Raw genomic sequence first — 16,853 nt, forward strand, 5'->3', positions numbered from 1 at the left:
CAGCGAGAGCAAACAGCCTGACCCAGGGGGAAGGGCTGTTTGATTTTCGGTTAAGAGGAGAGAGACGGTCATGACGAATAAAAGTACGATTGCCCAAGTGGGCCGCCATGTAGGGGAAACGGTTACAATCGGCGCTTGGGTAAACAATAAACGATCTAGTGGTAAAATTCAGTTCCTGCAACTGCGCGATGGTAGCGGGTATATTCAAGGGGTTATCGTGAAAAGCGAAGTGTCCGAGGATATTTGGAATGACGCCAAATCCTTGACTCAAGAGAGCTCCCTTTACGTTACTGGAGTGGTGCGTGAAGAACCGCGTAGCCAATCGGGCTTTGAATTAACGGTTACAGGCATTGAAATTATTCATTTGACCGAAAACTACCCGATTACACCCAAAGAGCATGGTGTAGATTTCCTGATGGATCATCGTCACTTGTGGCTGCGTTCCGCCAAGCAACGTGCTGTTCTGATCGTACGGGCGGAAATTATCCGTGCTGTACAGGAATTCTTTAACGGCAACGGCTTTACGAAGGTGGACCCACCTATTTTGACTCCTTCCTCTGCAGAAGGTACAACAGAGTTGTTCCACATTAAATATTTTGATGAAGATGCGTATTTGACACAAAGCGGACAGTTGTATATGGAAGCCGCGGCAATGGCGCTGGGCAAAGTGTATTCCTTTGGTCCAACTTTCCGTGCGGAAAAGTCCAAAACACGTCGTCACCTGATTGAGTTCTGGATGATCGAGCCTGAGATGGCTTTTGTGGATCATGAAGAATCCTTGCGCGTTCAGGAGCAGTTTGTAAGCCATATCGTGCAATCTGTTCTGAAAAACTGTGCGAAGGAGCTTGAAACAATCGGACGCGATGTTTCGAAGCTGGAGCAAATTCAAGGCGAATTTCCACGTATTACGTATGATGAGGCGATTGCCTTCCTTCAAGGTGAAGGTTTCGATATCCCATGGGGCGAAGACTTTGGTGCTCCTCATGAAACGGCGATTGCTGAAAGATATAACAAACCTGTGTTCATTACACATTGGCCAACTCACATTAAGGCATTCTATATGAAACCAGACCCAACCCGTCCAGAGGTTGTTCTGTGTGCCGATATGATCGCTCCTGAAGGCTATGGCGAAATTATCGGGGGTTCCCAACGGATTGATGATCCAGCATTGATGGAAGAACGTTTTAACGAGCATAACTTGGCTCGTGAAGCCTACCAATGGTATATGGACCTGCGCACCTATGGTACCGTTCCGCATTCCGGCTTTGGACTGGGCCTGGAGCGTACAGTAGCATGGATTTGTGGACTCGATCATGTACGTGAAACGATTCCGTTCCCACGTATGCTGTATCGTTTGTATCCGTAACCGATGACCGGATCATTCGACAAGACATCAGCGGCAGAATGGGCGGAGGGAGTAGCCTTTGCTATGGAAGCCGGAATGGTCCAGATTCCCTATGCCCTGCTCAAGCATTATCGGACACTTCGGCTGACAGATGCTGAAATGCTGCTACTGATGCAGTTGCTTGCCTTTAAACAAGCGGAACGTAATGAATTTCCGACATGGGAACAATTGCAGACCCGTATCGGATGTACTGCGAACGAAATCGCACTCTATTTCAGTAAGCTCATGAAAGAAGGATTTTTGAGAATCGATTCCGTAGAAGACCGCAGTTCATCCGTACAATTCGAACGTTACAATTTGACGGGGCTGTATCGTAAGTTGGCAGAATGTATGATCGCCGAGCGTAACGAGCAGCATGATGAAGATGACATTTTGTTTGCCGGAAAGCCGGATTTACTGAATGGAATATCAGAATCCCCGCTTACAGAAGAACGGAATTTGTTTACGATTTTTGAGAAAGAATTCGGGCGGCCATTATCACCGATGGAATACGAGACGATCACCAGCTGGGTGGATCAGGATCGGTATCCCGAGGAGCTGATTTTGCTGGCTTTGAAGGAAGCGGTATTTGCAGGGAAGGTTCATTTCCGGTATATAGACCGTATTTTGCTGGAGTGGAGCCGAAACCGTGTTCGTAATGCACAGGATGCCAAAGAATACGCCCAGCGATTCCGTGGTGGCGGACGCAATTGATATATCGGTCTAAGCCTTTTAGGCTAAGCAGTAGACTTATGTATCGAGGTTGTCACTGCAAATTGGCTAATGTGCAATGAGAACAATCTGGAATATCGCCTGTGCGCGTGAACTAAGCCGAAATGAAAGCGAGTAAATAGGCTTTAATGATAGAGGACACACCATTCCGTCAGGAGGGTGTGTCCTTTTTAAATATTTTTTCGAAATATGCAGGGGAAGGAAATTTCCTGGCGTCTATAGTATTGGGAAGGGGGAGAGCGTCATTGATATAGAGAGAATCATTGAACGAATACGGTCCGGTGACCGGCAGGCGTTCCGTGAGATCGTAGAGTTGTACAGCAAGCATGTATTTCATGTCGCCTATTCGGTACTGCATGACAGCAAGGAAGCAGAAGATGCCGCGCAGGAGGCATTCGTTCAGGTGTACAAGTCTCTCCCCCAGTACCGGAACGAAGGTTTTAAAACGTGGCTGAGCCGAATTGCGCTCCACAAAGCGCTGGATATTAAGCGCAAACAGGACAGACGACCCGCAGAGCTTATAGACGTCGCACAATCCCTTGTACAGCTCCCTTCCCGGGATGAGGATGTGCTGGCTCGTCTCATCCGCGAGGAGCAAATTGAAGAACTATCGCAAAAAATCGCCCAGTTGCCCCAGCAACATCGGGATATTATTCAAGCCTATTATATGCAGGGCAAAACCTACGACCAAATTGCAGAAGAGACGCAGGTAGCTCTAAAAACAGTAGAGTCGAGACTCTATCGGGCGCGGCTATGGATTCGAAACCACTGGAAGGAGGAGGAATGGCAATGACTGACCAACAGGATAAACCGTGGATTGAAGGGAAATCGAATGACTGGCATGCTTACATTGCAGGAACTTGCACGATAGAGGAGTCTGCCCGGCTGGAAAAGCTCCTGCTGGAAGACGAACAGGCGCTGATGCTATATCTTGTCGCACTGGAGCAACTGGAGTCAACTATGAAAGATTATTCTGCCTGGATGGATACGGAGCGCTTCACAGATCAGGTAATGGCCGTTCTTCCCGAGATAGAAGCTGAACCGAATCAAGTTCTGTTTAAAAAACGCCGCTGGTTTGAAAAACCTGTGTTTCACTACGTTGTCGCCGCAAGCCTAACGTTGATCTTGTTGTCCAGTGGAGCCTTTGACAAAATGATGCCGCAAACAGATGAAAAGCCGATTCCTCCAAAAGAACGCGTTTCTTACAGTCAAGAGGTCATGCGAGCTACAACAACCTGGCTCGATAAATTAAAGCCCTAAATCATCGGATAAAGGCTGAGATGAAAAAACTCAAACAACAACCTTCAAATGGGGACTTTATTAAATCCCATAAATAGAAAGGAAGTGTAGCGATGCCTTATGCGGAAAGAAGCAAGCTCTTGGCATTTCTATTGAACATCATTCCCGGTGTGGGACACTACTACTGGACCAGAAAAGCCAATGCGTTTGTATACACCATTTTGTTTTTCGGATGTCTGGCGGGAGGATTATTTTTTTCAGTGGTTTCAAGAGACGAATTACCTTTATTGGCCAGTATGTTTGTTGCCGCTCTTTTTTGGGGGCTGAGTATGCTGCATATCATTATTAGCTTATTACGTTATGATCCTCGTGCAGGTGCTGTTCCATATCCCCCACATGCAGGACCCAATCCATATGGTTATTACTCGCAAAGTGGGCCTTATGGACATGCAGGTTCAACGGGAGAGGTACCGGAGGGGGCAACAGACGCGGATATGGATGCACCGGGAGCAGGAATGGGATATGGCCCGGGCTATAACCATTATCAACAAGGACACTATGGTATGGCAGGATCACCTGCTTTTCAAAAAGGATCGGAGAATGAACGCTTTTTTACGATTTTGCTGTCGTTCATTCCTGGATTGGGACACCTTCATTTGGGGCTGATGCAGCGTGGTTTGTCTTTTCTGCTATCTTTCTTTGGCTTTGGAGCGATCCTCGTTTTTATTACCAGCATTACAAACGAATCCGGATTTTTGGCGTTTGCGGGCGTGCTGCCGATCATTTGGCTGTATTGCATGTTTGATGCGGTGCAGCATGTACATCGCAAACAAGCGGGAGAAATGCTTCAGGACCGGACTTTGTTTGAGGAACTGGAGCATGGAAGAGTCGAGGGACGGCGGAGTAAAATGCTGGCTACCATTTTATCGGTATTTCCCGGTGCTGGACATATGTATATCGGTTTGCAAAAGCGTGGACTCCAGCTTATGCTTCTGTTTTTAGGAGGCATCTATGTACTGGACGTGCTACATCTTTCACTCTTTTTGTTCCTGATTCCGGTGGTTTGGTTTTACAGCTTTTTTGATGCGTTGCAGCAAGTAAGCCGTTATGGACGGGAGCCGCTGATCGACAAGCCTGTGATCGGTATGTTTGCACAATATCACCGCTGGGTGGGCTTGGGGTTGCTATTGCTGGGCGCCTATTACATCTTAATCAACGTACTAGTTCCTACTCTGGATCGTCTGTTTCCGAATGGAGAGATTTATAATTTGGTTGACATGTATCTACGGACGATTATCGTATCCTTATTGTTGATTGGCGGTGGTATTTGGATGATGATCGGGAATTCCAAATCTAAACGAGTAAAGGAGAAGCAATAGAATGGATACTGAGTTTTCAAAGAGTGAGGCTCCCTTTAAGGGAGCCCATCATCCTCATGGCGATGGAGGAGGCTCCACAGGTATATTTGGTACATCGTCTAACAAAAATAGTTCCTCTAAAGCGTCAAACGCTCCGGCAGGGGTGTGGAAAGTCGGAAGGCTGTCAATGGGACTTTTCCTCGTCCTGCTGGGGGGCATAACGTTTGCCTCCAAGTTTTGGGGAGCGGGCATACTGGACCAGGCTTTGACCTGGTGGCCTGTCGTTTTTGTTTTGCTGGGGTTGGAAATTTTAATGTATACTGCTTGGAAAGGGACGCGTGAGCGCATTCGTTATGATTTATTCAGTATGTTTATTACGGCGGTATTGGTTTTTTGCTGTATCGGATTTGCCTTGGTCAGTTCATTGGGGATCACTCCGCAAGTCAGAGAAATAATGAGTTCGGTTCAGGAAACAAGGCTTCTCCCAGACTGGCATGAAAAACTGCCTGCCGGAGTGACCAAGGTGATTGTACAGGGAGAAGATCCTTATGCGGTCAAAATTGATGCAACCACCTCACCGGAGGTGCATGTGTTCGGGAGTTATGTATACACAGGCAAAGAGGACGAAATAAAGGGGCAAGATTTATATCAGACCAAGCAAATCGGCGATACCTTGTATGTATTACTGGGTCAAATTCCGACACGGTTTATGCAGACTCAGCAGCAGCTTGATGTTACGATTGCTGTACCTGAGGGAATTACGGTTACTGTGCGCGATAGCCGAGGAAATATAATTGAAAAATAGGGAGATCTTCCGGCTCCAACTTTACATTTCGTATCATTCACGCGATACTGAAAGGGAAGCCTGAGATGTCATCCATGTCGCTAACTAATGGTGCATTTGCTTATCAGGCGAAACTTGATGATGTGCAGTCGAATAGCGATTGTAATCGGAAATGAGGGAGAAAAATGATTTCGTTGAATCCTGACACGCTTACAGGGCGTGAAAATTATAAGCTGTTGACCGGAAGTATCATCCCAAGGCCGGTAGCCTTTGTAACGACTTTGAGCAGCGAAGGGGTGCTGAATGGTGCGCCGTTCAGTTATTTTTCCATCGTAGCTTCTGAACCGCCACTGCTGTCTGTATCCGTACAACGTGTTGATGGAGTACCCAAAGATACAGCACGTAATGCGATGGAGCATAAGGCTTTTGTCGTACATATCACAGACGAGGACAATGTGGGAGCGGTGAATGTGACGGCTTCCCGTCTGTTGCCGCAGGAGAGTGAGGTTACACTGGCAGGCCTTACCCCGGTCAAAAGTACAAAAATCGAAGTTCCCGGTGTGGCAGAAGCGAAAATACGTATGGAATGTATTCTGGAACAGGTTATACCGTTGGGAGGTCAGGAGGACACACCTGCCTGTGATCTGTTAATCGGACGCGTAGTGCAGTATCATTTGTCCGAGGAAGCGTATCAAAATACGTATGTGATTGCTAAGGAGTTGCGTCCAGTAAGTCGTTTGGCTGGGAACAACTATGCGAAGCTAGGAGAGCAATTCACGCTGGAGCGTCCCCAATAGGGGGCGTTTTTTTACAGCATATCCAAAATTATATCAGGAGGATTCTTATTCATCATATTTCCTTTTATGTCGCTAGTAGAATAGAAATACCCTTATTATAAAAAAAGAGAACGTTCCTGTGCTATCGCTTAGGCTCCGTTCTCGATATTCAATGACCACTTTTACAAATAAGGATACGCATCTTTGATATTTATGAGTTTATTTACTTCAAAGTTTTCAGCAGCAGGGAGCGATAGGTTGTTTCAAACAAAAATTCAAACGCCTCCAAATGCTTTTTAGCCTCAAATACATCACGGCCCCACGCATAAATGCCGTGGTTACGCAATAAAATTCCAGGCACCTGATCATTCAGCACACCAGGTACGAGCTTGGCAATCGAGGCAATATCCGCGTAATTAGGCAGCACAGGAATATCAATGGCAGCATTTTCTTTCCAAATGTTAAAAGCCTTGATCAGCTCAATACCTTGGATAGGTACAGCGCCTTGCTCACCGTAATATTCGGAAATCAGATTGTTAAACACGGTATGCACATGAAAAACGGCTCCGCAGCCTGTTAGGCGGTAAATTTCACAATGTATAAGCGTCTCTGCGCTTGGCTTGAGGTTTGTCGCTTCTGCCGCTTTTCCGTACTGGTCTACGAATAGAAAATCTTCCGGAGTACGCTTGGTTTTATCCTTGCCGCTGGCGGTGACTGCAAAATAAAATTGTTCGGGATGAAAGTCACCAATTCGGATCGACAAATTGCCGCTCGTGCCGGGGAACCAGTTGCGAGATGCGAATAGTTCTTTGACATCAGCGAGTTCTTCCAGTGCGCGGCGTTTTTCTTCCAATGAAATGTCTGCCAAGTTAAAACTCATTTACAGCACCCCTTGCTCCTGTTTTTGCTTTAAATCCTCGATAATGTCATCAAATGTTTCAAAGGGTACATGTGGTACGCCAAGCTCTTGACACTTTAAAGTCAGATGCGAACGGGAGTACACAAGATCGGCAATTTTAGCTCCTTCAAAATCGGTCAGGCTGTCGCCGATCAAAATCCGTTCGTATTGTTCGGAAGGGTATTGACGAATCACAGTCGTTTTACACATGCCACAATCATTTGTACACGGTTCCTCACATGGATGCGGCCAAGTAATCTGGATGCGATCCCCGGAAAAATCCGCTCCGTTGCAATAGACGTGGTCGTGTGGAATATCGAAGGGTTTTAGCAATGGATCAATAAAAAAATCAATGCCGCCACTGGTGACGAAAAATTGAATCTGCTGCTCTCGTACATAGCCCAAAAAGCGTGCAAAGCCCTCGCGTATACCAGCTTGTCCAAGTACATATGAGATAATTTCGTCCTTTTGCTCCGAAGGCATGAGGGCAAACATCGCACCTACGCCTTCACGAATGGATGTATGCCCATTTACGATCTGATGCATGATGGGCTCACAGCCTGTAGGTTGAAAATGCTTCATAATGGCGACAATATTGTCGCTGTTCGTAATTGTCCCGTCAAAATCGCAAAAAATGACGGGCTTCTTCGCTGTGCTCATCGTTCACCTCCCCATGTGTCGAGCGCAGATTGCAGCTCGGGGTGAGTACGGGCGTATTCTGCCAGAGGGACATTTTGCTGTACCGCTTCAATCGCCTGCACAAAGGCGCGCCCACCAGCGTCTGTACCCAGCGGATGACCGTGAATCCCGCCCCCAGCGTTGACAACAACGTCAGTACCAAAGTCACGTACAATTAACGGCACGAGGCCCGGGTGAATCCCTGCGGAAGGGACCGGCATACTGGCCTTCAGCGGTAGATCAGGGGTGATCAGCTCATCGCGGATCGCCATGTTTTCCTCACGCGGCATCGTCACTGAGCCGTAGGGAGAAGGGAAGAGGACGAGGTCAGCGCCAGCCAGCCGCATAAGCTGACCGAGTAGGACGGACGCCGAAATACCATAATGCGGCGATGGATAAGCAGCTCCCGCCAACGAAGGATGGGCTGCAATCGGCACCGAGACGGCAGGATCGCTACTAAGTTCATGTAGCACATCGTAACCGTAGGCCAACACGTTAAACAGTAACGCGTTGGCACCCGCATCAATGGCCTTGAGAGCTTGCGTCTTAAGCTGCGAGGTCGGCCCCGTTAAATTAGCGGCATACAGCAGCTTTTTACCGGTTTCACGCTCAGCCGCTTCGGCGGCTTTGATGCAGGCTTCGACACGTTTTTCAATCGGCGTCAGCGCGTTTTCAAACAAGATCTCGTCGTCCTTGATCAGATCAACGCCACCGAGAGCCTGCCGGGTAAACTGTTCACGAAGTTCGTCCAAATTGAGGCCAATTACAGATTTGAAAATGCTCATGAGCAGGGGACGATCATACACGCCAAGCTGTTCGCGCAAGCCGCTGATACCGAATTTCGGTCCTGGAAAAGCAGAGCGGAATGCTTCCGAGAAACCCAGCTTCGTTAGCTTAATTCGGCCGTCCATCGAAATTTTGCCGAAGACTGTGACCAGCAGAGCAGGAATGTCTCGGCTGAAGTTGACATCCGGGTAAGCGATGGTCAGGTCCGCGTACCGTTCACCGGGACCTCCATCGTAAATATCCACAGAATGAACCGAGCCAAGATGCTTTTGCATCGCGTCCCGTTTGGCTTGCGGGAGCTCAGTCCAGCTGCCCACCGTCATGCCGATGGCAATAGATTGGGCCTTTTGGTTAAAATCGGCTTTGTCATCGTATACCCGGTAGGTCGCCAAGCAATAGCTCATTCAATTCCCTCCTTGAGTACAGCTCCCATCTCGCGGGATCGTTCAGCGCACCGCTGCACCGCCGCAATCACCGTTTCGTAGAAGTCACCTTTGTCCAGCATTTCCAATGCAGCTACCGTAGAGCCATTAGGAGACATGATTTTGTGGCGAAGGGCAGAAGGCTCCTCTCCGGTTTGCTGCACCATGCGTGCCGCTCCAAGCGCGGTTTGCACCGTTAGTTCGTGCGCTTGCTCAGGGGTCAAGCCACCACGGATTCCCCCGGCAATCATGGCTTCCATCAGGTAGTAGACATAAGCAGGGCCGCTTCCAGATATCCCGGTCAAAACATCCATTTTCTCTTCTTCTATAACCGTTACCGTCCCTACAGATTCGAACATCGTAAGCACGTTTTTACGCTGGTTTTCGCTGATTTCCTTGGAAAAGCTAATGCCTGTGGCTCCCAGCCCAATTGAGCTGGATGTATTGGGCATCGTCCGTGCGATCGGCTGCTTGCGACCCAGCAACGTTTGCATCGTACGAATGGACAATCCTGCGATTACCGAAATAATCAGCTGCTCATCAGACAGAAGTGGGCCGAGTTGCCCAAGTGCTTGTGCAGCATCCTTGGGCTTCATGGCAAGCACAATGACCGGAGAACGACGCAGAAGCTCGGTTTTGGCGGCATCCTCGGTTTGGAACAAGACTCCATATTGCTTTTGAAGTTCCTCAAGGCGAGCCTGATTACTGCGGTTGATGACGGTAATACCACTACGTTTGACGACAGAACGAGCCGTCATTCCGCGAATAATAGCCTCTGCCATTGATCCTGCCCCGAAAAATGTAATTTGCTCATTAATTAAAACCTTTGTTTGTGATTCACACATAGATTCATAACCTCCAAGGATACAGATTGATTTATGTTATTATTCCCTGATTTGTCCAGTACCGTACACGCGATATTTGGTTGAAGTCAAGGCAGGCAATCCCATTGGGCCGCGGGCATGTAATTTTTGTGTGCTGATTCCGATCTCGGCACCAAACCCAAACTCGAAGCCATCCGTGAAGCGAGTGGATGCATTGTGATACACGGCTGCCGCGTCCACTTCTTGCAGAAAACGCTCGACATGGGCTTTGTCCTCGGTGACAATACACTCAGAATGCATCGTACCGTAACGGGCAATATGCTCTAGTACTTCGTCCAAATTGTTTACGACCTTGATGTTCATAATGTAATCATTATACTCGGTGCCGTAATCCTCTTCTGTAACAGGAATAGCCCAAGGGGCCAATTCTCGTGTGCGTGCACAGCCGCGTAGCTCAACCCCCGCATCACGAAAGCGTTCTGCCAATCCTGTTAAGTGTGCTTTTGCATAATCCGAGTGTACGAGCAATGTTTCCATCGAGTTACACACGGACGGTCTTTGCACCTTGGCATTCAGTGTAATCGCTTCGGCCATTGCTGCATCCGCTGTAGCGTCCAAAAAGGTATGGCATACACCAGCTCCGGTTTCGATGACAGGTACGGTAGCGTTCTGAACAACATTTTGAATGAGTGAACGCCCGCCGCGTGGAATAATTACATCCAGCAAGCCGTTCAAGGTGAGCATTTCGTTGACCGAGGCACGGTCTGAATCTTCAATAAGTTGAAGCGCCTCGCGTGGCACAGCTGTTGCGTCTAGTGCCTGCTGGAGTACTTCGATAATCTTGCGGTTGGAGAAGAGGGCGGCCGAACCACCGCGTAGCACAACCGGATTGCCTGTTTTCAAGCACAGGCCCGCGGCATCCACGGTTACATTTGGACGCGCTTCATATATAATGCCGATGACACCCAGCGGCACACGTATCTTCTCAATTCTCAGACCGTTTGGACGTTCAATTTGCTCAAGGGTGTCGCCGACCGGGTCAGGCAGTGCCACAATTTGGCGTAATCCTTCGGCAATAGCTCCGATTCGGTCCTCGGTCAGCTTGAGGCGGTCGAGCAGCGACTCGGATGTTCCCTGTTCCCGTCCATGTTTCAGGTCATTATGGTTTGCTGCAATCAGCTCTTCAGTATGATTTACTAGAGCTTCAGCCATAGCAAGCAATGCTTCGTTTTTCTGTGCTGTAGTCAGGCGGTTCATGACCCCGGCACTTTTTTTGGCAAGATTGGCTTTGGTTCGTACTTCGCTAAACTGATTCTCCTCGGTTGTAGCTGTGTTAGTCGTTAAATCACTCATGTTACGGCCTCCCTACATACATAATGTAATCCATTCATCCCTGTGGATCACCTCAAGCCGGTGAATGGGACCGATTTTGCCCACAACCTCGCCGCTGGATAATCCTTGTACAATTCGGAGCTGTTCATCGTCATAATTGACGATGCCGCGTCCTAAAACTTTATTTTCCGGTCCGAGCACCTCAACGACATCTCCGGCATGAAAGCTGCCTTCGACACGTCGTACGCCAACCGGAAGTAGACTGTGTCCTCCGTGAACCAACGCTTCCTCGGCCCCTTCGTCTACATGCACCGCGCCCAGAGGGGTGGACATAAATCCAAGCCACTGTTTTTTCATCGGAAGTGAAGAGAGGTGAGTGTCAAAATAAGTTCCCGGTCCGTGTCCTTCGACGGCTGCGTTTAGATCGCCATTCGCGCTTACACGTCCCACATATACAGGCACACCGCCGCGTGTAGCGACTTTGGCAGCTTCGATCTTGGATCGCATGCCGCCAGTACCTACAGACGATCCAGAACCTCCAGCTAATGCATAAATCTCCTCTGTAATTTCTTCGATACGTTCAAAACGTACGGCATTCGGATGCTTGCGCGGATCTGCCGTATATACGCCATCGGTGTCCGTAATGATAATTAGATGCTGAGCTTTGACCAGATTGGCAACCAGCGCGGACAGCATATCATTATCGCCGAATTTCAATTCGTCAATCGATACAGTATCATTTTCGTTAAAGATCGGGATAACCTGCTGGCGCAGCAATTCTTCTACGGTCATTCCGGCATTATTCATCCGTTTGCGGCTCAAAAAGTCACTACGGGTCAGTAGAACCTGCGCGATCACTAGGTCAAAATCTTTAAAAGCCTGCTCATAGGCCTGCATGAGAAGGGCTTGGCCAACAGCCGCTGCCGCTTGCTTTTCATGTAATAGCTTAGGGCGAAACGGGTACCCAATCTCTCTGAATCCGGCGGCTACTGCACCTGATGTAACCAGCAGCACTTCATGACCTTTTGCACGTAGCAAGCTGATTTCCCGGGCAAAATAAGCGATGGCTTCCCGATTCAAGCCACCTTCCACTCCAGTTAGAGAGCTGCTTCCGATTTTAATGACGATTCGTGTTGACAAGACGTCCACTTCCTTAATTTTACTCTTTTTAATGCAAAAAAACTTCCATCCTTTGTATGCAAAGGACGAAAGTTTGTGCTTCCGCGGTACCACCTTCATTGATGATTCATGATCATCCCACTTGAAACCTGTTAACGGCAGGGACCGCCTGATTGCGCAGGGCGCTCGGGGATAGGAGTTGGGAGAGAGTCCAGGTAAATTCTTGCAGCCTATCGGAATTTACTCTCTGAACAGGACCGAGTCTCTCTTAATAGTCCCTTCAACGCGCTAAATGATATTGGATACAGAATACCACGAAAAGACCAGGTTTGGCAAAGAAGTTGTAGCTGGAAAATACGGCTTAACCAAACAGGTTTAGCTTGCCAATTCGATCAGCCGCCTCGGTCAGTCGAGCTTCTGAGCTGAGCAGTCCCGCTCGCACATATCTTTCGCCGCCATTCCCGAAGCCGATCCCTGGAGCAACAGCCACCTTGGCTTCCCGCAACAACAGATCGGCAAAAGAAGTGGAAGTATAGCCCTGCGGCACAGGCAACCAACTGAAAAAGGAGCCGCTTGGGCGCGTCGCCTTCCAGCCTATTTGCCCAAGTGCATCATAAAAAGCGTTACGGCGTGATTCATAGCGGGCTACCAGCTCGCCTACGCAGTTCTGCGAGGCCGTCAAGGCTGTCGCCGCCGCTGCCTGAATGCCGCCAAACAAGCTTACATAAATATGATCCTGTAGGAGATTAATCATCGAGATGATTTCGGCATTACCGAGCGCGAAACCAACACGCCAGCCCGCCATATTGTACGTTTTGGACAAGGTATAGAACTCAATCCCCACCTCTTTAGCACCCTCAGCCTGTAGGAAGCTTACCGGACGTTCGCCATCAAATCCAATAGCGCCATAGGCGAAATCACTGGCAACTACAATACCGTTACGTTGCGCGAATTCAACTGTATCCTCGTAAAAGGAAAGTGGAGCCGTTGCCGAGGTTGGATTATTCGGATAGTTAAGGAACATTAACTTGGCGCGGCGGCGGTCTTCCTCGGAAATGGCTTCATAATCGGGCAGAAAACGGTTCTCTTCTTTTAATGGGAGAAAAGACATTTCCGCTTTAGCCAAGGCTACACCAGACCAGTAGTCCGGGTAGCCGGGATCAGGGACGAGACACACATCCCCGGGATTGAGTAAGACTTGCGGCAGCTGAACCAAACCCGTTTTTCCGCCAAACAGGATGGCGACCTCGGTTTCAGGGTTGAGCGTCACACCGTAATCCTCCTGATAGCGCTGGGCAACGGCTTCCTTAAGAAAGCTGTAACCGCGAAATGGCGAATATTTATGATACAGCGGGTTATCCGCTGATTCCTGCAAAGCTTTTACAATATGAGAAGGAGTGGGCGTGTCGGGGTTCCCCTGTCCGAGATTAATGACATCATGCCCCGCCGCGATTTCACGGTTTACATTTTGTACAAGTGTGGCAAAAAATTGAGTGGGTAACTGTTTCATGACGTCAGCGGAGGGAATAGAAAAATGAGTCATCAATTCACACGACCTTTTGGAATAGTTTAAGAAATAATCTATCACGATTTTACCGAGTTGTATAGGGGGAATTAAGCTTGCATGGTTGCGTAATCCAGACTGATCGGGCTATGATGGGGGAAAATACCGGACAATGGGTCGCGGGAAGCTCTGGCTCACAAGGAGGATGAAGGATTTTGACGTATCAGGAAGCTCAGCCGTTCAGTGTTGCACTCATACAAGCTCACATAGAGATAGGAAATCCCCCGGAAAACCGCAGTCATATCCGAGCTTTAATGGAACAAGCGATGAAAGTCGAACTGAAGCCGGATCTGATTGTCCTGCCGGAAATGTGGAACACAGGCTATGCCTTAGATCGCATTCATGAACTGGCGGACAAGGAAGGGACGGAGACTCGGGCATGGATAGCAGCATTCGCTGCCACCCATGAAGTGAACGTAGTAGCTGGGTCGATCGCAGAGAGAAAAAGCGACGGTCATGTGTATAATACGATGCTCGTTTTTGACCGAACAGGCAGAGAGGTTGCTTCGTATTCCAAGATTCATCTATTCCGACTTATGGATGAAGAAAAATATTTGCAGCCTGGCGAAGAAAAGGTTTTATTCGCACTGGATGGCGGGATTCGGGCAGGTGCGTCGATCTGCTATGATATTCGTTTTCCTGAACTAGCCCGTAGTTTGGCCCTGTCGGGCGCAAATTTGCTGATCGTACCCGCAGAATGGCCTCATCCCCGGCTTCATCACTGGCGCACCTTGCTAACCGCACGTGCTATAGAAAATCAAATGTATGTCATTGCTTGTAACCGGGTAGGTCGCAGCGGAGATACTGATTTCTTCGGGCATTCGCTTATTATTGATCCATGGGGAGAAATCATTGCTGAGGGCGGAGAGCAGGAGGGGATCATCACAGGAACGATTGAGTCTGCCTTGGTGCAGGACGTACGTGGTCGTATTCCGGTGTTTGAAGATCGGCGTCCCTCACTGTATGACCGATAATCAGTGTAGAAAGGAATACTCCATGCTTAAGGAACGCATTGAATTTTTGTGTAAAAAGAAAAATCTGTCCCGTAAAGAGCTGGTAGACGGGCTGGTGACACCCGCACATTTTGCAAATATACTGGCTGATCGTTACCCGTTGGCAGAGGATTTGGCCGAGCAAATTGCTGGGCGTTTAGGTGTAAATCCCTCCTACCTCTTGCGTGCAGCGGCAGAGGATGAAGAGACGCTGACTACAGCGGATAAGATTTTCACAGAGCTGTCCAAGCTGGCTAATCCTGCCACGGAAAGCTATGTGGATCTACTGGAGGATCGCAACGATTCGCTTGTGGTGGAAATGACGACTTATTTGATGAAGGCCGTTTATTACCAGCAGTTAAATGACCCAACGGCCTATGAATATTTACATCAAACCTATTTGAATTTTTATTTGGAGAAGTTTGGTCGTTCGGATGAGGTGGAGCTGCCCGCACCGCTAAAAAAAGCAATTTTATTTTATAAAATCCAGTATTTCCGCTCGAAAAATCATTATTATGATGTGCTGAATAACGTTACGCAGCTAAGCCGTCTAGTGGAAGAGGGGACGGAAAACTGGCTAAATGCGCAAAACATTATGATGGAGGCCTGTATTCAGGTCAAGCAATTTGATCAGGCGAAGCAGGTATTCGAGCAGACGATGCGCAGAGTATATGATGATCGGCTTTTTCACCGTTTGACGGGCCTGTATGTGGCTTACAGCGGATATTGTTTTGCCATGGGTTCTGTACAGGAAGCACTGCTAACGTTGTCTATGGCTGAGGCCAATTTGGTCTATTTGGAAAATGCGGCAGATATGCTCACGACCATTCTGAACAACCGGATTATTATGCTGACATCGATTGGTGAGCTGGACAAGGCTTTGGAAGAAGTAGCGCGTTTTGAAGCGCTGGTGAGCCGGGAGCGGGAGGAAATGCAGCAGATGATGCTGCCCGTTACGCTAATTTATCGCTGTGAGATTGCGTTTGCGCGAAAAAATTGGGGGCTTCTCTCACAGCATTTGGATCAACTGCGTAAAACAAATCTGACAACAGATCAGCAAATGGGGCTTGATTTTTATGAAAGCCAACTGGCGCTTGCCCAAGGGAATCAGGACGCCTTTTGGATGCATGCCTTGCAATGCTTGCCTTATTTTGAAGCTCTCCAGCATCCAGCGCGGCTTGAACAGTTATATGAAACGCTGGCAGTTGTGTCCGAGGACAGTCGTCGTTATAAAGAATCATCGGCGTATTATCGCAAATTGGTCTATCTTTTGCGTAAAAAATAGCCTGAATTCACTCGTTTTTCACAAAACTATCGGATGATCGTGCGAAAGAATACTCCAAAGTGTGCAAAATTTTGTGTAAACCGTCCCAGAGTTCAAAATAAACCGGAAAAGTACAGGTTAAAGCTCCTGTTTTTTCGGTTTTTTTGTATGCGCCAAAACGTATTGTGATGCCATATACCCTCTTTTATACTGAATTCATAGGGAACGACAATACAAAATACGAGGTGCAACCACATGATGAACTTATTCGGGAATAAGAAAAAACAGCAGGATGCGATAGAACAAGCAGATCAACTGATGAATAAAGGCCTGTCAGGATTATTTATGAAAGGCTTGGTACCCAAAGAGCATCGGGAACAGATTAACCAAAGCCTAAACTCGGCAAGACAAGCTCAAACGGCGGCTAACGGTGGTTTGGCGATGGCAGCGACTGCGGTTGTTATTTCGGTAACAGATACCGGGAAGCTCGTGAATTTTGATCCGATTGTGGTGCTAATGCTAGATGTGACAGAAGTAAACGGTAATCGATATCCAAAAACGTTGGAAACGCTCGTATCCAAGCTGCAAATTCCGCGACCTGGAGATACGGTGGGTCTGGGGAGCAATCCGGTAAATCCATCGGAGCTGATTTATATGGGTCTGGTGACAGTGTAAATGAGCAGGTCGTTTCACCTTTCTTG

At 48.3% G+C, this 16,853-nt stretch carries 17 protein-coding genes; 10 read left to right on the forward strand and 7 right to left on the reverse strand.

Going from position 1 to position 16,853, the window contains the following annotated elements:
* Positions 1-70: 70 nt before the first annotated feature.
* The 7 genes from asnS (at position 71) to MHB54_RS24625 (ending at position 6,294) form a co-directional block, all read left to right on the forward strand.
* A complete protein-coding gene (gene asnS / locus MHB54_RS24595; RefSeq protein WP_013310674.1) occupies positions 71-1,366 on the forward strand; it encodes an asparagine--tRNA ligase in 1,296 nt (431 codons plus the stop codon).
* Positions 1,367-1,369: 3 nt separating this feature from the next.
* A complete protein-coding gene (locus tag MHB54_RS24600; RefSeq protein WP_071558556.1) occupies positions 1,370-2,098 on the forward strand; it encodes a DnaD domain-containing protein in 729 nt (242 codons plus the stop codon).
* Positions 2,099-2,387: 289 nt separating this feature from the next.
* A complete protein-coding gene (locus MHB54_RS24605) occupies positions 2,388-2,909 on the forward strand; it encodes an RNA polymerase sigma factor (protein ID WP_264454825.1) in 522 nt (173 codons plus the stop codon).
* Complete coding sequence (locus MHB54_RS24610) at positions 2,906-3,376, forward strand: hypothetical protein (protein WP_264453643.1); 471 nt, start codon at positions 2,906-2,908, stop codon at positions 3,374-3,376. Before MHB54_RS24605 ends, MHB54_RS24610 begins: the two co-directional genes overlap by 4 nt.
* 92 nt (positions 3,377-3,468) lie before the next feature.
* Positions 3,469-4,734 (forward strand): multi-tm2 domain protein, encoded by a 1,266-nt coding sequence (locus tag MHB54_RS24615; protein WP_340982044.1) that lies wholly within the window; start codon positions 3,469-3,471, stop codon positions 4,732-4,734.
* 1 nt (position 4,735) lies between these two features.
* Complete coding sequence (locus MHB54_RS24620) at positions 4,736-5,518, forward strand: hypothetical protein (protein WP_028540655.1); 783 nt, start codon at positions 4,736-4,738, stop codon at positions 5,516-5,518.
* A gap of 164 nt (positions 5,519-5,682) precedes the next feature.
* Positions 5,683-6,294, forward strand: coding sequence for a flavin reductase family protein (locus tag MHB54_RS24625; protein WP_028540656.1), 612 nt, complete (start codon positions 5,683-5,685; stop codon positions 6,292-6,294).
* A gap of 202 nt (positions 6,295-6,496) precedes the next feature.
* On the opposite strand, the gene MHB54_RS24630 is transcribed toward MHB54_RS24625, so the two are convergent.
* The 7 genes from MHB54_RS24630 to MHB54_RS24660 form a co-directional block, all read right to left on the reverse strand.
* Positions 6,497-7,153, reverse strand: coding sequence for a methylthioribulose 1-phosphate dehydratase (locus MHB54_RS24630; protein WP_023989122.1), 657 nt, complete (start codon positions 7,151-7,153; stop codon positions 6,497-6,499).
* Entirely contained in the window at positions 7,154-7,831 is a 678-nt protein-coding gene (locus tag MHB54_RS24635; RefSeq protein ID WP_028540658.1) for a 2-hydroxy-3-keto-5-methylthiopentenyl-1-phosphate phosphatase, read from the reverse strand.
* Positions 7,828-9,039 (reverse strand): 2,3-diketo-5-methylthiopentyl-1-phosphate enolase, encoded by a 1,212-nt coding sequence (locus tag MHB54_RS24640; RefSeq protein WP_264453644.1) that lies wholly within the window; start codon positions 9,037-9,039, stop codon positions 7,828-7,830. Before MHB54_RS24640 ends, MHB54_RS24635 begins: the two co-directional genes overlap by 4 nt.
* Positions 9,036-9,902 (reverse strand): pyrroline-5-carboxylate reductase, encoded by an 867-nt coding sequence (gene proC / locus MHB54_RS24645; RefSeq protein ID WP_023989119.1) that lies wholly within the window; start codon positions 9,900-9,902, stop codon positions 9,036-9,038. Before proC ends, MHB54_RS24640 begins: the two co-directional genes overlap by 4 nt.
* Before the next feature lie 39 nt (positions 9,903-9,941).
* Entirely contained in the window at positions 9,942-11,234 is a 1,293-nt protein-coding gene (locus MHB54_RS24650) for a glutamate-5-semialdehyde dehydrogenase (protein ID WP_028540661.1), read from the reverse strand.
* A 12-nt stretch (positions 11,235-11,246) separates the two neighbouring features.
* Positions 11,247-12,452: a glutamate 5-kinase gene (gene proB, locus MHB54_RS24655; RefSeq protein ID WP_028540662.1), complete on the reverse strand. Its 1,206-nt coding sequence runs from the start codon at positions 12,450-12,452 to the stop codon at positions 11,247-11,249.
* Between the two features lie 241 nt (positions 12,453-12,693).
* Positions 12,694-13,875 (reverse strand): pyridoxal phosphate-dependent aminotransferase, encoded by a 1,182-nt coding sequence (locus MHB54_RS24660; RefSeq protein WP_264453645.1) that lies wholly within the window; start codon positions 13,873-13,875, stop codon positions 12,694-12,696.
* Between the two features lie 176 nt (positions 13,876-14,051).
* Between MHB54_RS24660 and MHB54_RS24665 the strand changes: the two genes are divergently transcribed.
* The 3 genes from MHB54_RS24665 (at position 14,052) to MHB54_RS24675 (ending at position 16,827) form a co-directional block, all read left to right on the forward strand.
* Entirely contained in the window at positions 14,052-14,870 is an 819-nt protein-coding gene (locus tag MHB54_RS24665) for a carbon-nitrogen family hydrolase (RefSeq protein WP_264453646.1), read from the forward strand.
* A gap of 22 nt (positions 14,871-14,892) precedes the next feature.
* A complete protein-coding gene (locus tag MHB54_RS24670; protein WP_254347437.1) occupies positions 14,893-16,173 on the forward strand; it encodes a helix-turn-helix domain-containing protein in 1,281 nt (426 codons plus the stop codon).
* Between the two features lie 234 nt (positions 16,174-16,407).
* Positions 16,408-16,827 (forward strand): hypothetical protein, encoded by a 420-nt coding sequence (locus MHB54_RS24675; protein WP_264453647.1) that lies wholly within the window; start codon positions 16,408-16,410, stop codon positions 16,825-16,827.
* Positions 16,828-16,853: the final 26 nt, after the last annotated feature.

Source organism: Paenibacillus sp. FSL M7-0802, assembly GCF_038004945.1.
In the GTDB taxonomy this organism is placed as follows: Bacteria; Bacillota; Bacilli; order Paenibacillales; family Paenibacillaceae; genus Paenibacillus; species Paenibacillus polymyxa_B.

What these genes read in the sequence shown, in the direction of transcription:
- asnS (WP_013310674.1), top strand. Translation starts at nt 71, where the DNA reads ATGACGAATAAAAGTACGATTGCCCAAGTGGGCCGCCATGTAGGGGAA.
- MHB54_RS24600 (WP_071558556.1), top strand. Translation starts at nt 1,370, where the DNA reads ATGACCGGATCATTCGACAAGACATCAGCGGCAGAATGGGCGGAGGGA.
- MHB54_RS24610 (WP_264453643.1), top strand. Translation starts at nt 2,906, where the DNA reads ATGACTGACCAACAGGATAAACCGTGGATTGAAGGGAAATCGAATGAC.
- MHB54_RS24615 (WP_340982044.1), top strand. Translation starts at nt 3,469, where the DNA reads ATGCCTTATGCGGAAAGAAGCAAGCTCTTGGCATTTCTATTGAACATC.
- MHB54_RS24620 (WP_028540655.1), top strand. Translation starts at nt 4,736, where the DNA reads ATGGATACTGAGTTTTCAAAGAGTGAGGCTCCCTTTAAGGGAGCCCAT.
- MHB54_RS24625 (WP_028540656.1), top strand. Translation starts at nt 5,683, where the DNA reads ATGATTTCGTTGAATCCTGACACGCTTACAGGGCGTGAAAATTATAAG.
- MHB54_RS24630 (WP_023989122.1), bottom strand. Translation starts at nt 7,153, where the DNA reads ATGAGTTTTAACTTGGCAGACATTTCATTGGAAGAAAAACGCCGCGCA.
- MHB54_RS24635 (WP_028540658.1), bottom strand. Translation starts at nt 7,831, where the DNA reads ATGAGCACAGCGAAGAAGCCCGTCATTTTTTGCGATTTTGACGGGACA.
- MHB54_RS24640 (WP_264453644.1), bottom strand. Translation starts at nt 9,039, where the DNA reads ATGAGCTATTGCTTGGCGACCTACCGGGTATACGATGACAAAGCCGAT.
- proC (WP_023989119.1), bottom strand. Translation starts at nt 9,902, where the DNA reads ATGTGTGAATCACAAACAAAGGTTTTAATTAATGAGCAAATTACATTT.
- MHB54_RS24650 (WP_028540661.1), bottom strand. Translation starts at nt 11,234, where the DNA reads ATGAGTGATTTAACGACTAACACAGCTACAACCGAGGAGAATCAGTTT.
- proB (WP_028540662.1), bottom strand. Translation starts at nt 12,452, where the DNA reads ATGAAGGTGGTACCGCGGAAGCACAAACTTTCGTCCTTTGCATACAAA.
- MHB54_RS24660 (WP_264453645.1), bottom strand. Translation starts at nt 13,875, where the DNA reads ATGACTCATTTTTCTATTCCCTCCGCTGACGTCATGAAACAGTTACCC.
- MHB54_RS24670 (WP_254347437.1), top strand. Translation starts at nt 14,893, where the DNA reads ATGCTTAAGGAACGCATTGAATTTTTGTGTAAAAAGAAAAATCTGTCC.
- MHB54_RS24675 (WP_264453647.1), top strand. Translation starts at nt 16,408, where the DNA reads ATGATGAACTTATTCGGGAATAAGAAAAAACAGCAGGATGCGATAGAA.